Source organism: Psychromarinibacter sediminicola, assembly GCF_029168335.1.
GTDB classification, from domain to species: Bacteria; Pseudomonadota; Alphaproteobacteria; order Rhodobacterales; family Rhodobacteraceae; genus Psychromarinibacter; species Psychromarinibacter sediminicola.
Genome location: NZ_JARGYC010000095.1, coordinates 1 through 14067 on the forward strand (window position 1 = coordinate 1; position 14067 = coordinate 14067).

Sequence of the window (14067 nt, forward strand, 5' to 3'; positions counted from 1 at the left end):
TCGGGTCCGGGTGTAGTTGATCGAGTCCGTGCCGCCGGGCTCGGTGACCATGATATAGTCGTCGTGGTAATCCGGGCCGGTCCAGTCGACCTGGATGGTTTCCCCGGCGGTGGCTTGGGCCGGAGCCGATAGGGTAGCGCCGATCTCGCTGACCTCGATGGAGATGCGGGCGAGTTCGGTGCGGTCCTGGCGCATCACATAGATGATGTCGTAGCTGCCGGGTTCGGAGGGGAGCTTCAGATCCAGCGGAGAGCCGCTTCGGGTGCGGGTATAGTTGATGGCATCCGAGCCGCCGGGTTCCACGACCGAGATGTAGTCGTCGTGATAGTCCGGGCCGGTCCAGTCGACCTGGATCGTCTCCCCGGCCGTCGCGCGTGCGGGCGCATCGAGCGTGGCGGTAACCTCGCTGACCTCGATGGAGACGCGGGCCAGCTCGGTGCGGTCCTGACGCATCACATAGATGATGTCGTAGCTGCCGGGTTCGGCGGGCAGTTTCAGGTCCAGCGGGGAGCCGCTTCGGGTGCGGGTATAATTGATGGCATCCGACCCGCCGGGTTCCACGACCGAGATGTAGTCGTCGTGGTAATCCGGGCCGGTCCAGTCCACCTGGATCGTCTCGCCGGCGGTGGCCGTGGCGGGGACCTCCAGCGTGGCCGTCACGTCGGTCACCTCGATGGTGCGGCGGGCCAGCTGACGGCGGTCCTGGCGCATGATGTAGACGATCTCGTAGGTGCCCGGCTCGGCCGGCATCTTCAGGTCGAGCGGTGCGCCGCTGCGGGTGCGGGTGTAGTTGATCGAATCCGTGCCGCCGGGCTCCACGACCGAGATATAGTCGTCGTGATAGTCCGGCCCGGTCCAGTCCACCTGCACCGTCGCGCCGGTCGCGGCGGTGGCGGGGGCGGAGAGCGTCGCCGTGACCTCGGCCACCTCGATCGTCATCCGCGCCAGCACCGTCCGGTCCTGCCGCATGACGTAGAGGATGTCGTAGGTGCCCGGCCGCGGCGGCAGCTTCAGATCGAGCGGCGAGCCGGACCGGGTGCGGGTGTAGTTGATCGCGTCCGTGCCGCCGGTCTCGACCACCGAGATATAGTCGTCGTGATAGTCGGGGCCGGTCCAGTCGATCTGCACCGTGTTGCCGGCGATCAGGTCGCCCGAGACCGAAAGCGTCGCCTCGACGGGCGTGACCTCGATGGTCTCGGTGGCGAGGATCTTGCGGCCGTCGCGCAGGATGTAGGAGATCTCGTACTGTCCCGGCTCCGGCGGCATCCGCAGGCGGAGCGGCGTGCCCTCGCGCGTGCGGGTGTAGTTGATCGCATCGGTCTCGCCGGGGCGCGTGACGCGGATATAGTCGTCATGCGCGTCCGGGCCGGTCCAGTCGACCTGGATCGTGTCGCCCGCGACCGCCGTGTCGGGGGCGGTGACGCTGGCCAGCGGCCGGAACTCCGGCAGTTCCAGCGTGACGGTCTTGTCGACCGAGCCGACGCCGAAGCGCTGCTCGGCGAAGGCCTCGTCGGCGGGGCGCATGACCGAGACGGTATAGGCGCCCTCGCTCAGGTCGAGGTCCAGGCTGGGGGTCTGCTCGGCCGTCAGGATCGCGCCGTCGGGGCCATCGAGATCCCAGATCAGCGGCTCGTCGATGCGCGGGCCGTGGCGGCCGTCGGTGGCGAAGACGCGCACGTCGACGGGGTCCGGCGGCAGTTCGGGCAGGGTCAGCACGACGGTCTGGGCGGAGTCCTCCACCGAGAAGCGGCGGCGGGCGGTGGCGCCGTCGCTGCCGCGGGTGACCGTCGCGGTGTAGCTGCCGGGCATCAGCCGGGCGGACGGGCTGGCGGCGTTTTCCTGCAGGACGGTCGCGCCGTCGCCGGCGGTGACGGTCCAGGCCAGGCCGTCGCCGATGGTCTGGCCGCCGGCGCGGGCGACGAAGTCGACGTCTTGCGGCCGTTCGATCTCCGGCAGGACGAGGACGACGCGGCGCGCCTCCTCGGCGACGGTGAAGCGCTGTTCGGCGGTGGCGCCGTCCTCGGCGCGGGTGACGGCGGCGGTGTAGGTGCCGGGCTCCAGCATCAGCGAGGGCCGCGCGTCGGTGCTGCCCGACAGGACGGGGCGCCCGGTTGCGTCGGAGACGGTCCAGCTCAGGCCCTCGGTGATCGCCGGGCCGCCGATGCCCTCGGTGGCGCCGAAGCCGACGGAGACCTCCTGCACCAGCTCCGGCAGCACCAGCACCACCCGCTGGTCGGCGCCGGCGACGGTGAAGCCCAGCTCGGCGCGGGCGCCGTCGGTCTCGCGCCGGACGATGGCCTTGTAGTCGCCCGGGTCGAGCGGCAGCACCGGCGCGGCGTCGGCCACGCCCGACAGGATCGGCACGCCGAGCGCGTTGGTGACGGTCCAGCTGAGCCCCTCGGTGATCTGCGGCCCGCCGATGCCTTCGACCGCGGCCAGCTGCGTGTCGGCCGGCTCGGGCGCGGGCGGCTCGGAGACCGCCTGCAGCGCCTCGGTCAGTTCCGAGGCGTTGGCGGCGGTGCGGAAGATGCCGCCGGTCTCCTCGGCCAGGCATTGCAGCTGCGCCAGCGCCTGCGGGTCGTTCTGCACGTCGAAGCCGACGACATGGGCGGTGAAGTCGACGCCGGTGGCTTCCAGCGTGCGGCCGACCTCGCAGGGGTCGACATTGCAGGTCTCGATCCCGTCGGAGACGAGGATGACGGTGGCCTTCTCCTCGCCGTAGCGCAGCGCCTCGGCGGCGGCCATGACCGAGGCCGACAGCGGCGTCTTGCCCTTGGGATTGATCGCGTTGACCGCCTGGGCGATGGCGCCGGTGGTGCCGAGGCCGGGGGCGATGACGGTCTCGATGTCGTTGCAGTCGCCCTTGCGGCGGTGGCCGTAGACGGTGAGGCCCAGCTCCTGGTCGGGCGGGAAGTCCTGCAGCAGGCCGCCGATCACCTCGCGGGCGATGACGATCTTGTTCACGCCGTCGATCTGGCCCCACATCGAACCGGAGCCGTCCAGCACCAGGATCGTGCGCGGGCGTTCCTGCGCGGCGGCCGAAAGGGTGGAGAGGATCAGGGCGAACGCGATGAACAGGCGGGACATATCGGCCTCAAAGACTTACGGGAATCGCAGGGAGGATAGCGATGCGGGCGGGGTTCGCAAACCCGGCACGTCACAGCAAGAGCGTCAACCCCCAGACGGCGCCGGCCGCCAACAGCCCGCAGGCGGCCAGCAGCGCATAGGCCCCCGCCGCGACGGCGCGGTTCACCCAGCAGAATTCGCGCCGGTCGTTGATGCAGGGGAACGGCTCGTTGGGCATCGGTTCGTCGAGGAAGCGGCACAGCGGCTCCCATCCGTCGGTGACGCGGAACACCAGCAGGCGCTCGGGCGGCACCGTCTCGATCACCTCGGCCACATGCGCGTCGTAGCGCGCGATGGCGCGGTCGCGGTCGGGCATGGTGCCGCGCAGGCTGCGGTTCCAGATCAGTTCGCGTTGCATCGGGCCGAAGCGCCGGCCGAACGGGAACAGCGTCTCGATCACCTTCCACTGCCACATCGATTCCGTGTACCAGATCGTCGAGATCGCACTGTCGTACCAGCCGGGGCCGCCGTGCGGGTGCAGGGTCAGCAGGACCTTGGCGTCCGGGTAGGCCGCCAGCAGTTCCTTCCACACGGTGACCGCCGGAAAGTCGAGCGCGGCGCGGTAGGTCCCGAACACCGTCTCCCAGTCGTGCTGCGCGCCCTCGGGGCTGTGTGCCACCTGCTGCCAGAAGCGCAGGTGCCGCCGGTTCGCCGGGTTCAGCACCACCTCGGTCATGTGGTAGCAGGGATATCCTAGCTTGTTCAGCGCCTCCCGGGTCGACATCGTACCGGTCCGGCCAAAGCCCGCGCCGATCACTTCGAGCGTCATATCTCAATTCCGCTTTCAGGTGCCGACCATCCCGGGGAAACGCACAGGGCCGGGCGCGGCACAGGAAATACTATCGGCAAATACGGCGCCGATTCACCGGATGATGGCAAATCGCCGCGGCGCAGGCCAGCGAATTTAAGAGCGTTTCCGGCCGAGACGGCGCGGGACGCGGCCCCTCGGCGGCCGCCGCGATGAGCTTTGCGTCACGGCGCCGCCGAATTAATCGGGTCTTTCTTGAAACCTAGGGCGGTTGTCTTAAGACTCATCTGAAAGCCATTCAGTGGATCGGGACGGAGCGGGGGTACGGGGATGGAAGACATGCGCGCAGGCAGCCAGGTTCCGGTCGATCTTGCGGTCGATCGGGCCTCGGTCGCGATCGTCATGACCGATCCGCACGCCCCCGACAATCCGATCACCTATGTCAACGAGGCGTTCGAGCAGATCACCGGCTACAGCCGCGACGACGCGCTGGGCCGGAACTGCCGGTTCCTGCAGGGCGAGGCGACGGCGGAGGAAGACGTCGACCGCATCCGGCGCGGGCTGGACAGCGGCGACGAGTTCGAGGTGGTGCTGACCAACCACAAGGCCGACGGCACGCCGTTCCGCAATCAGCTCCTGGTGGTGCCGGTACGCGACCAGGCCGGCGAGATCAGCGCGTTCTTCGGGGTCCAGCGCGAACTGGAAGAGGGCGACACGCCGGAGGCAAGCCACGGCGCGCGTCCGGCGGATGCCGAAACCGACCACACGCTGTCGCTCCTGCGCGAGCTGCAGCACCGGGTAAAGAACCACCTGTCGATGATCGTCGGCATGATCCGGGTGCAGGCCAAGCGCGAAGTGACGCAAGAGAGCATGCGTGCGGTCGGGCGCCGGATCGAGGCGCTGGCGCTGCTTTACGAGGAAGTGCTGGGTGCCAGCATGGCGGGCGGTGGCGGCGACGAGATCCGCGTCGGCTCCTACCTCGACCGGATCGCCGCGGAGCTGGCCGGGCTGGTCGGGCGCAGCGGCATCAAGGTGAACGTGGACTGCCAGGAGATCACCCTGCCGATGGACCAGGCGGCGCGGCTGGGGCTGCTGCTGTCCGAGCTTCTGACCAATGCGCTGGAGCATGCCTTCGAGGGCCGCGACAGCGGCGTGGTGAACGTGCGGTGCCAGCGCATGCAGGACGGTCGCGTCCGGCTGGTGGTCGAGGACGATGGCGTCGGCATGCCGGAAGACAGCGACTGGCCCTATGAGGCGCCCGGCATCGCGGCGCAGCGCGACCGCGCCGACAGCCTGGAGGGCGCGCTGGACACCACCGGCAGCCGCGGCAAATCCGGGGTCGGCGGCAGCATCGTCCTGGCCCTGACCGAGACGCTGGGGGCGCAGCTGGACGTGAGCCGGGGCGGCGATGGCACCTGCGTCGAGGTGCGCGTCCAGCCGCAGACCGGGCGCAGCGCGGCGGCGCCCGTGGCCTGATCGCGGCGCCGCCGGCTCAGTTCAGCGCGCCCTCGGCGACCAGCGCCTCGTATTTCTCCTGATCCCACCACCAGTAGTCGACGCCGCGGGTATAGGGCGGCTTGGTCTCGGGCTTGCCGAACACGTCCCAGTAGGCCAGCCAGTGGCTGCCCTTGTACCAGTTCGGCACCCAGATGTGCTTGGCCCTGAGCACCCGGTCCAGCGCCTTCACATGCGCCGTCATCTCGTCGAGCGTCTCGGCGGCGATGATCTCCTCGATCAGCCCGTCGACCGCCGGGTCCGAGACGCCGGCGAGGTTCAGCGTGCCCGGCGATTTCGCGCCCTTCGAGCCGAAGACGGTGCGCAGCTCGGTCGAGGGGCGCAGCGGCAGGACGATGCGGGCGATCATGATGTCGAAGTCGAACTCCTCCTGCCGCTGTACCTCTTCGGCGGCGTCGACGCGGGTGTAGATCGCGTCGATCCCGACCCGGCGCATGTTCTCGATATAGGGCAGGAGGACGCGCTCGAAGGCGGCGCTGTCCGAGACGATCTCCACCGTCAGCGGGTCGCCGTCGGCGTTCTGGCGCATGCCGTCGGGGCCGACGGTCCAGCCCGCCGCATTCAGCAGGCGGCCGGCGCGGCGCACCGCCTGGCGGTCGATCTTGCTGTCGGCGGACCATTCGGGCGGCGAGACGGCGGGCTCGGTGAAGATGTCTTCAGGGAGTTGGCCGCGATACGCTTCCAGTGCCGCCAGCTCGGCGCCCTCGGGGACGCCCTCGGCCTGCAGGTCGGAGTTCTCCCAGAAGGAATCCGAGCGGTTGTAGAGGCCGTGGAACAGCGTCTTGTTGGTCCATTCGAAGTTGAACATCATCGCGATGGCCTCGCGCACGCGCACGTCGCGGAACTTGTCGCGGCGCAGGTTCATGTAGAAGCCCTGCGCGCCCGAGGAGCGGCCGTCGGGGATTTCCTCGCGGACGATCCAGCCCGCGTCGAGGGCGGGGAAGTCGTAGGAGGTGGCCCAGATGGACGACTGGAATTCCTCGTGCAGCAGGTACTCGCCCACCTTCAGCGCCTCGAAGGCGGCGGTGGTGTCGGAGAAATACTCGTAGACGTAGCAGTCGAAGTTGTTCTTGCCGACATTCACGGGCAGGTCGGCGCCCCAGTAGTCGGGATCCTTGCAATAGGTGATGGAGCGGCCGGGATCGACCTCTTCCACGCGGAACCAGCCCGAGGATACCGGCGGCTCCAGGGTGGATTCGTTGAAGGGGACATCCTGGTAATAGTGCTTGGGCAGCACGAAGAGCTGGCCGACCGTGGCGGCGAGGTCGCGCGTCGCGGCGTCCTCGGCGAAGGTGACGCGCACGCGGTGGTCGTCCAGCGCCTCGGCGCTTTCGACATCCTCCAGCGTGATCTGCCAGTAGGGCTCGGCCTCGGTCTTCAGGGTGTCGATGGTCCAGACCACGTCCTCGGCGGTGATCGGGTGGCCGTCGGAGAACCGCGCCTCGGGCCGCAGGTTGAAGATCACCCAGGCACGATCCTCGGGGTATTCGAGGCTTTCGGCGATGAGGCCGTAGAACGAGGCGGGTTCGTCGAACGCCTCGGCCAGCAGCGGATCGTGGATATGCGGCAGGCCCTGCGCGCGTTCGCCCTTGAGGATGTAGTAGTTCAGGCTGTCGAAAGTGCCGGAGGCCAGCGTGCCGCGAAAGCTCATGGTGCCGCCCTGCGGCGCGTCGGGATTGACGTAGTCGAAATGCTCGAAATCGGCGGGGTATTTCAGTTCGCCGAAGGGAGAGATGCCGTGGGCTGTGATGGTCTCCTGCGCCATGGCGGGCGCGGCGGCGAGGCAGAGGGCGAGGGCGGCGTGGCGCGGTCTGAACATGGGGCTCCCTGTGGGTCTGGTGGCTGGACCGGAGTGTAACGGGTTTGCGGCACGGGGGAAGCGCGGGGCGGGACACGTTTGGATGAGCGGGGTGGCGGGCCTTGTTTCGCGCGGATGTTCTGGATCGTCGGCGCTATCGGCGCCCGGCGTGATCTGAAGGCGCGCCTGCGGCGCAATCTTTCTGGCACTTCGTGCGATTCTGGGGGGCCAGCCCCCCAGACCCCCCGGGCGTATTTGAAACGAGAAGAAGGAGCAGGGGCATGCTCCTGACTTCTTCTGGCTGAAAATACTCCGGGGGTTTGGGGGCTGGCCCCCAATCTGGCCTGACAGTGGGGCCAAGCGCTCCTTGCAGGCCCCTGCGTCGCGGCGCCGGGCCTTCAGCTGCGGACCACGTAGACCGAGCACTCGGCATGGGTCACGACATGCGACGCCGTGGTGCCGAGAAGGTAGTCCTGCACCTTCGGGTTGGCCGCCTCCATCACGATGAGATCGACCTTGCGCTCGGCGGCGAGCTTGACGATCTGCCGATGCACGGCGCCCTTGCGCACGATGGTCTCGATCGTGACGCCGTCGGCCGGATGCTCCTTCAGGAAGGTCCGCAGCTGCCCGCCCCAGTAGACATCGGAATTGTAGATGTTCAGGTTGCGTTCGATCTCCGGCGCCACCGTGGCGACGATCAGCCTGGCGTCGCGGCGCCGGGCCATTTCGACCGCCTCGGTATAGGCGTTGTACTCGACCTGCACGTGGCGCAGGTTGATGGGGCAGAGGATGAGCTTTGTCTGGCGCGGCATGAGACCTCCCGGGGCGACGACCTGGCGGGCATAATGCCGCGCCTTGCCGGGAACGGCAAAGCGCGGCGCCGCACGTGCGCGCCGGGGCTGCATGTTTTCGGCCGGCGTGCCCCGCGCGCCACTGGGCCGGCCCGGCAGGGGCCGGGATCAGGCCGCGACGGGCTGCGCGTCGTAGCCGGCGGCCTTGATCGCCGCGGCCAGTTCCTCGGGCGTGAGCGCGCTGTCGATCCGCACCCGGCGCGCGCCGAGATCGCACGCCACCGATGCCGCAGGGTCGGCCGCCTTGACCGATGTCTCGATGGCGGCCGTGCAGTGGCCGCAGCTCATCTCGGGAACTTTGAAGTCCATGTCGCACCCTCCTTGATCCGGCGATGCCGAAGAGATGGAGATTCCAGCAGGGGGAAGGTCAAGATCCGATGCGATGCGCGGAAAACGTTCCGGCGCCTCTTGACCTTCCAGTCACTGGAAACCCTATCTGGGGAACAGCCGACGAGATCCGAGGAAGCTGCCATGTCCGAACGCCACCCTGTCACCCTGTCCGTCGAGGGGATGTCCTGCGCCTCCTGCGTCGGGCGCGTCGAACGCGGGCTGAGCGCGCTCGACGGAGTCGGTGACGTCTCGGTCAACCTCGCCTCCGAGACGGCGCGGATCACGGTCGACCGCCCCGATCGCATCGCGGCGGCGGTCGGGACGCTGGACGATCTGGGCTATCCGGCCCGCACCGCGACAGTGACGCTCAACGTCGAATCCATGTCCTGCGCCTCCTGTGTCGGGCGCGTGGACAAGGCGCTGGAAGCAATTCCCGGCGTTCTGGACGTCAACGTGAACCTCGCGTCCGAGTCCGCCACCGTCACCTATGCCGAAGGGGCTGTAAGCCCCGACGACCTGATCGCGGCGAGCACCGGGATCGGGTACCCCGCCACCCTGGCCGAGGCGATGGGCGGCGAGGATCGCACGGCGCGCAAGGCCGAGGAGGCGCGCGGCCTCGCCTGGCGCACGGGCTATGCCGCGGCGCTCGCGCTGCCGGTATTCGTGATCGAGATGGGCGGCCACGTCTTTCCCGCCTTTCACCACTGGGTCAATGCGACGATCGGCCAGCAGACCAGCTGGATCCTGCAGTTCGTGCTGACCACGCTGGTCCTCGCCGGGCCGGGGCGGGTGTTCTATCGCAAGGGCGTCCCGGCGCTGTTGAAGGGCGCGCCGGACATGAACAGCCTCGTCGCCGTGGGCACCGGGGCGGCCTATCTCTACTCGGTGGTGGCGACATTCCTGCCCGGGCTGCTGCCCGAGGCGGTCCGCGCCGTGTATTTCGAGGCAGCGGCGGTGATCGTGGTGCTGATCCTGCTGGGCCGGTTCCTGGAGGCCCGCGCCAAGGGCCGCACCGGTGCGGCGATCCAGAAACTGCTGGGGCTGCAGGTGCGCACCGCCCGCGTGATGCGGGACGGCGAGAGCGTCGAGGTGGCGGTGGACGAGCTGGTGCTAGGCGACACCGTGATCGTCCGGCCGGGCGAGCGCATTGCCGTGGACGGCGAGGTGATCGAAGGCGCCAGCCATGTCGACGAAAGCATGCTGACCGGCGAGCCGGTGCCGGCCGAGAAGGGGGCCGGCGACGCGGTCACCGGCGGCACGGTCAACGGTGCCGGCAGCCTGACCGTCCGCGCCACCCGCGTCGGCGCCGACACCACGCTGGCGCAGATCATCCGCATGGTCGAGGAGGCGCAGGGCGCCAAGCTGCCGATCCAGGGGCTGGTCGACCGCATCACGCTGTGGTTCGTGCCGGCCGTGATGACGGCGGCGGCGCTGACCGTGCTGGTCTGGCTGGTCGTCGGCCCGACGCCCGCGCTGACCCTGGCGCTGGTCGCCGGGGTCTCGGTCCTGATCATCGCCTGCCCCTGCGCGATGGGGCTGGCCACGCCGACCTCGATCATGGTGGGCACCGGGCGGGCGGCCGAGCTGGGCGTGCTGTTCCGCCGGGGCGACGCGCTGCAGCAGCTCGACTCGGTCGGCGTCGTGGCGCTCGACAAGACCGGGACGGTGACCGAGGGGCGGCCCGAGCTGACCGATCTCGTGCTGGCCGAGGGCGCCGACCGCGCCGACGTGCTGTCGAAGATCGCCGCGGTCGAGGACCGCTCCGAGCACCCGATCGCCGCGGCCATCGTCCGCGCCGCCCGCGCCGAGGGCGCGGCGGCGGCCGGGGCGGAGGACTTCGCCTCGATCACCGGCCACGGCGTGCGCGCCACGGTGGACGGCGTCGAGGTGCTGATCGGCGCCGGCCGCCTGATGGACCGCGAGGGCATCGACACCGGCCCGCTCCGCGCCCGCGAGGCGGAACTCGCCGGCCGGGGCCGTACCGCGCTCTTCGCCGCCGTGGACGGGCGTCTTGCCGCGCTCGTGGGCGTGGCCGACCCGGTGAAGCCCGCCAGCCGCGCCGCCATCGCGGCGCTGCACGACAAGGGTCTGGCTGTGGCGATGATCACCGGCGACAAGCGCGAGACGGCCGAGGCCATCGCGCGCGAGACCGGCATCGACCATGTCGTCGCCGGCGTGCTGCCCGACGGCAAGGTCGCCGCGCTGGAGGAGCTGCGCCGGGACGGCCGGCGCGTCGCCTTCGTCGGCGACGGCATCAACGACGCGCCGGCGCTGGCGCAGGCGGATGTCGGGATCGCCATCGGCACCGGAACCGACGTGGCCATCGACTCCGCCGATATCGTCCTGATGTCGGGCGACCTGCGCGGGGTCGTCAACGCCTTCGAGGTCTCGCGCCGGACGATGCGGAACATCCGGCAGAACCTGTTCTGGGCCTTCGCCTATAACACGGCGCTGATCCCGGTCGCGGCGGGCGCGCTCTATCCGGCCTTCGGCGTGCTGCTGTCGCCGATGCTGGCGGCCGGGGCGATGGCGCTGTCGTCGGTCTTCGTGCTGACCAACGCCCTGCGCCTGCGCCGCATCGCGCCGGCGATGGACGAGGGGCGGGCCGCCGAACCGGCCGCCCCGGCCGGCGCCGCCGTCGCCGCGCCCGCAGAGTGAAAGGAGCTTGCGCATGAATATCGGGGATGTCGCGGACCGCTCCGGCCTGCCCGCCAAGACCATCCGCTACTACGAGGATATCGGCCTGATCCGGCCGCGGCGCAGCGCCAACGGCTATCGCAGCTTCCGCGAGAGCGACCTGCACAAGCTGGCCTTCCTGGGCCGCGCCCGCGCGCTCGGCTTCACGATCGAGGAATGCCGGACGCTCCTGGCGCTTTACGAGGACGAGGGCCGGGAGAGCGCGCAGGTCAAGCGCATCGCCGAGGAGCATCTGGAGCGGATCGACGACAAGATCGCCCAGCTTCAGTCGATGCGCGCGACGCTGGCGCATCTGGTGCAGGCCTGCGCCGGCGACCATCGCCCGGACTGCCCGATCCTGGAGGATCTCGCGCGCGACGGCACCGGTGCGGCCGGCGCCGATGCGCCGCCGGCCGGCCGGGGCGGCGCGTAGCGCGGGCGGCCCCGGCGCATGTACCAACGGAAAAGGGCTTAGCTATCTCTAGCTAAGCCCCTGAAATCCTTGGCTCCGGCGGTAGGATTCGAACCTACGACCAATTGATTAACAGTCAACTGCTCTACCACTGAGCTACGCCGGAACGTTGGCGGGTCATATAGCAAGGCCGGTCTGCGGCGTCCATAGGGGAAACGGGCTTTTTCGACAGCCGTCTCAGACCGGGTGGAACCGCGCGTCCCCGGACAGGCGCGGCGCCGCGCGGACGCGGTTTTTCTGAGCCAGGTCGATAAGATGCGCGAGGACGTTGCGCTCGGCCGCCGGCATCAGGGCGGCGGGGGTGTCGCGGTAGACGGCCCGTGTCAGCTCGGCCGGGGTGCGGCCGCCGCCGTCCAGCGCCGCCAGGATCGCGGCCTCGCGGTCGCGGCGGTGGGTGAGCAGCCAGGCACAGCGCTCGGCCGGCCGCGGGATCGCCGCGCCGTGGCCGGGATAGAATACCCGCGCGCCGCGCGCGGCCAGCCGCTCGGTCGAGGCCATGAAGGCGGTCAAGTCGCCGTCGGGCGGCGAGACCATGGTGCTGGCCCAGCCCATGACCGTGTCGCCAGAGAACACCACGTTGCCCCAGGCAAAGCAGAGATGCCCGGCGGCATGGCCCGGCGTCCAGAGCGCGGTGAGCGTCCAGCCGTCGCCCGACACGGTGTCGCCGTCGGACAGAAGGCGGTCCGGCGTCAGCGACCGATCCAGCCCCTCGCCGCCGCCGCTCAGCCCCTCGGCCGCGAGCCGCTGCATGAGCTCCGAGCGTCCGTCCTCGGCCCGCCCGAAGGCCAGCACCGGCGCGCCCGTCGCCTGCGCCAGCGCCGGCGCCAGGCCGGAATGGTCGCGATGGGCGTGGGTGACGAGGATGTGGCTGACGGTCTCTCCCGAGGCCAGCGCGGCGCGGATCGCCGCCAGATGCTCCGGCCGGTCGGGGCCCGGGTCGATGACGGCGACGCGGCCTTCGCCCACGATATAGGTGTTCGTGCCGCGCTCGGTCATCGGCGACGGGTTCGGCGCCAGCAGACGCCGCAGGCCGGGCTCCGGCGTCTCGACGCGGCCGCGGACGGGGCCGGGAACACGGTCAGGAACGGGGGCGAACGGGGCGTCATCGGTCATAGTGCTTTGTTGTGACCGCTCCGGCGCGCTATGACCAGCCCCATGAGCTTTTTCGATTTCGCCTGGGTCAAAGCCTATGTGCCGCGCTCGCTCTACGGGCGCGCGGCGCTGATCCTGCTGGTGCCGATCGTGACGCTGCAGCTCGTCGTCTCGGTCGTGTTCATCCAGCGGCATTACGAGGGGGTGACCGACCAGATGACCCGCAGCGTGGCGCTGGAGCTGCGGCATCTGCGCGACGTGGTGGAGGCAGCGCCCGATCTGGCGGCGGCGCGCGCGGCGCTGGCCGGCATCGCGGCGCCGCTGGCCTTCCGCGTGGCGCTGCCCGACACCCCTGCCGCGCCCGACCCGCCGGGGGTGTGGGACTTCTCCGGCCGGCAGATGATCGAGACGCTGCAAAGCGAGATGGAGGGCGTGACCGCGGTCGACCTGGAACCGGACAGCAAGAGCGTGTCGGTCTGGCTGACGACGCGCTACGGGCCGTTGCGGGCCGCCTTCGACCGGGGGCGGGTGTCGGCGTCGAACCCGCACCAGCTTCTGGTGCTGATGCTGCTGACTGGGGCGCTGATGACCGTGATCGCCTATCTGTTCCTGCGCAACCAGCTGCGCCCGATCGAGCGGCTGGCGCGCGCGGCGTCGGAGTTCGGGCGGGGCCGCGTCGTGCCCTACCGGCCCGCGGGCGCCACCGAGGTGCGGGCGGCGGGCAACGCCTTTCTCGACATGCGCGCCCGGATCGAGCGGCAGATCGAACAGCGCACGATGATGCTGTCGGGCGTCAGCCACGACATGCGCACGCCGCTGACGCGGCTCAGGCTGGGCCTGTCGATGCTGGAAGACGCCGAAGCGGCCGAACTGGCGCGCGACGTGGAGGAGCTGGAGCGGCTGCTCGACGAATTCCTGACCTTCGCGCGCGAGGAGACGCTGGGCGACCCCGAGCCCTGCGACCCCGTGGCCCTGGTGCGCGACGTGGTGGCGCGGTCGGGCGCGGCGGTACGGCTGACCGAGGTGTCGGGCGAGGGCCCGGCGATGCTGCGCCCGATGGCGGTGTCGCGGGCGCTGGAGAACCTGATCGGCAATGCCATGCGCTATGCGCGGGCCTGCGAGCTGCGCGTGGTCGTCTCCGGGCGCGCGGTGCGGATCGTGGTGGAGGATGACGGCCCGGGCATCCCCGAGGACCGGCGCGAGGAGGCGCTGAAGCCCTTCGCCCGGCTCGACGCGGCGCGCAACCAGGACCGGGGCAGCGGCGTCGGCCTGGGCCTCGCCATCGCGCAGGACATCGCGCGCCGGCATGGCGGCTCGCTGATCCTGGGCGAAAGCGACCGGCTGGGCGGGCTGCGCGTGGATCTCGTCTTGGCGCGGTAGGCTCCGGCCGCCCCTCCCCGAGCCCGGACATTCTTCTTCTCGTTCGAAATACGCCGGGGGGTCTGGGGGGCTGGCCCCC

At 70.2% G+C, this 14067-nt stretch carries 10 protein-coding genes and 1 tRNA gene; 4 read left to right on the plus strand and 7 right to left on the minus strand.

What is annotated here, in order from left to right:
• Nucleotides 1–3087, minus strand: a 3087-nt coding sequence (locus P1J78_RS22160; RefSeq protein WP_275569566.1) for a vWA domain-containing protein, incomplete at its 3' end; no start/stop codon positions are given.
• A 70-nt stretch (nt 3088–3157) separates the two neighbouring features.
• Nucleotides 3158–3895 carry a sulfotransferase family protein gene (locus P1J78_RS22165; protein WP_275569567.1) on the minus strand — a complete coding sequence of 246 codons (738 nt, stop codon included), beginning with the start codon at nt 3893–3895 and terminating at the stop codon, nt 3158–3160.
• 318 nt (nt 3896–4213) lie between these two features.
• Here P1J78_RS22165 and P1J78_RS22170 point away from each other — a divergent pair, with 318 nt between their 5' ends.
• Nucleotides 4214–5350 carry a PAS domain-containing protein gene (locus P1J78_RS22170; protein ID WP_275569568.1) on the plus strand — a complete coding sequence of 379 codons (1137 nt, stop codon included), beginning with the start codon at nt 4214–4216 and terminating at the stop codon, nt 5348–5350.
• A gap of 16 nt (nt 5351–5366) precedes the next feature.
• On the opposite strand, the gene P1J78_RS22175 is transcribed toward P1J78_RS22170, so the two are convergent.
• The 3 genes from P1J78_RS22175 to P1J78_RS22185 all read right to left on the minus strand — a co-directional run bounded on the left by P1J78_RS22175 (nt 5367) and on the right by P1J78_RS22185 (nt 8347).
• Nucleotides 5367–7208, minus strand: a complete 1842-nt coding sequence (locus P1J78_RS22175; protein ID WP_275569569.1) for an extracellular solute-binding protein — start codon at nt 7206–7208, stop codon at nt 5367–5369.
• A gap of 377 nt (nt 7209–7585) precedes the next feature.
• Nucleotides 7586–7999: a universal stress protein gene (locus tag P1J78_RS22180; RefSeq protein WP_275569570.1), complete on the minus strand. Its 414-nt coding sequence runs from the start codon at nt 7997–7999 to the stop codon at nt 7586–7588.
• A 147-nt stretch (nt 8000–8146) separates the two neighbouring features.
• A complete protein-coding gene (locus tag P1J78_RS22185) occupies nt 8147–8347 on the minus strand; it encodes a heavy-metal-associated domain-containing protein (protein WP_275569571.1) in 201 nt (66 codons plus the stop codon).
• 162 nt (nt 8348–8509) lie between these two features.
• Between P1J78_RS22185 and P1J78_RS22190 the strand changes: the two genes are divergently transcribed.
• Together P1J78_RS22190 and cueR are read left to right on the plus strand one after the other, a co-directional pair.
• Nucleotides 8510–11026, plus strand: a complete 2517-nt coding sequence (locus P1J78_RS22190) for a heavy metal translocating P-type ATPase (protein ID WP_275569572.1) — start codon at nt 8510–8512, stop codon at nt 11024–11026.
• 13 nt (nt 11027–11039) lie between these two features.
• Complete coding sequence (gene cueR / locus P1J78_RS22195) at nt 11040–11477, plus strand: Cu(I)-responsive transcriptional regulator (protein ID WP_275569573.1); 438 nt, start codon at nt 11040–11042, stop codon at nt 11475–11477.
• A gap of 70 nt (nt 11478–11547) precedes the next feature.
• On the opposite strand, the gene P1J78_RS22200 is transcribed toward cueR, so the two are convergent.
• Together P1J78_RS22200 and P1J78_RS22205 are read right to left on the minus strand one after the other, a co-directional pair.
• Nucleotides 11548–11622, minus strand: a tRNA-Asn gene (locus tag P1J78_RS22200).
• A 71-nt stretch (nt 11623–11693) separates the two neighbouring features.
• Entirely contained in the window at nt 11694–12629 is a 936-nt protein-coding gene (locus P1J78_RS22205) for an MBL fold metallo-hydrolase (RefSeq protein WP_275569574.1), read from the minus strand.
• A gap of 42 nt (nt 12630–12671) precedes the next feature.
• Here P1J78_RS22205 and P1J78_RS22210 point away from each other — a divergent pair, with 42 nt between their 5' ends.
• Entirely contained in the window at nt 12672–13988 is a 1317-nt protein-coding gene (locus tag P1J78_RS22210) for an ATP-binding protein (RefSeq protein WP_275569575.1), read from the plus strand.
• Nucleotides 13989–14067: the final 79 nt, after the last annotated feature.

What these genes read in the sequence shown, in the direction of transcription:
- P1J78_RS22165 (WP_275569567.1), bottom strand. Translation starts at nt 3,895, where the DNA reads ATGACGCTCGAAGTGATCGGCGCGGGCTTTGGCCGGACCGGTACGATG.
- P1J78_RS22170 (WP_275569568.1), top strand. Translation starts at nt 4,214, where the DNA reads ATGCGCGCAGGCAGCCAGGTTCCGGTCGATCTTGCGGTCGATCGGGCC.
- P1J78_RS22175 (WP_275569569.1), bottom strand. Translation starts at nt 7,208, where the DNA reads ATGTTCAGACCGCGCCACGCCGCCCTCGCCCTCTGCCTCGCCGCCGCG.
- P1J78_RS22180 (WP_275569570.1), bottom strand. Translation starts at nt 7,999, where the DNA reads ATGCCGCGCCAGACAAAGCTCATCCTCTGCCCCATCAACCTGCGCCAC.
- P1J78_RS22185 (WP_275569571.1), bottom strand. Translation starts at nt 8,347, where the DNA reads ATGGACTTCAAAGTTCCCGAGATGAGCTGCGGCCACTGCACGGCCGCC.
- P1J78_RS22190 (WP_275569572.1), top strand. Translation starts at nt 8,510, where the DNA reads ATGTCCGAACGCCACCCTGTCACCCTGTCCGTCGAGGGGATGTCCTGC.
- cueR (WP_275569573.1), top strand. Translation starts at nt 11,040, where the DNA reads ATGAATATCGGGGATGTCGCGGACCGCTCCGGCCTGCCCGCCAAGACC.
- P1J78_RS22205 (WP_275569574.1), bottom strand. Translation starts at nt 12,629, where the DNA reads ATGACCGATGACGCCCCGTTCGCCCCCGTTCCTGACCGTGTTCCCGGC.
- P1J78_RS22210 (WP_275569575.1), top strand. Translation starts at nt 12,672, where the DNA reads ATGAGCTTTTTCGATTTCGCCTGGGTCAAAGCCTATGTGCCGCGCTCG.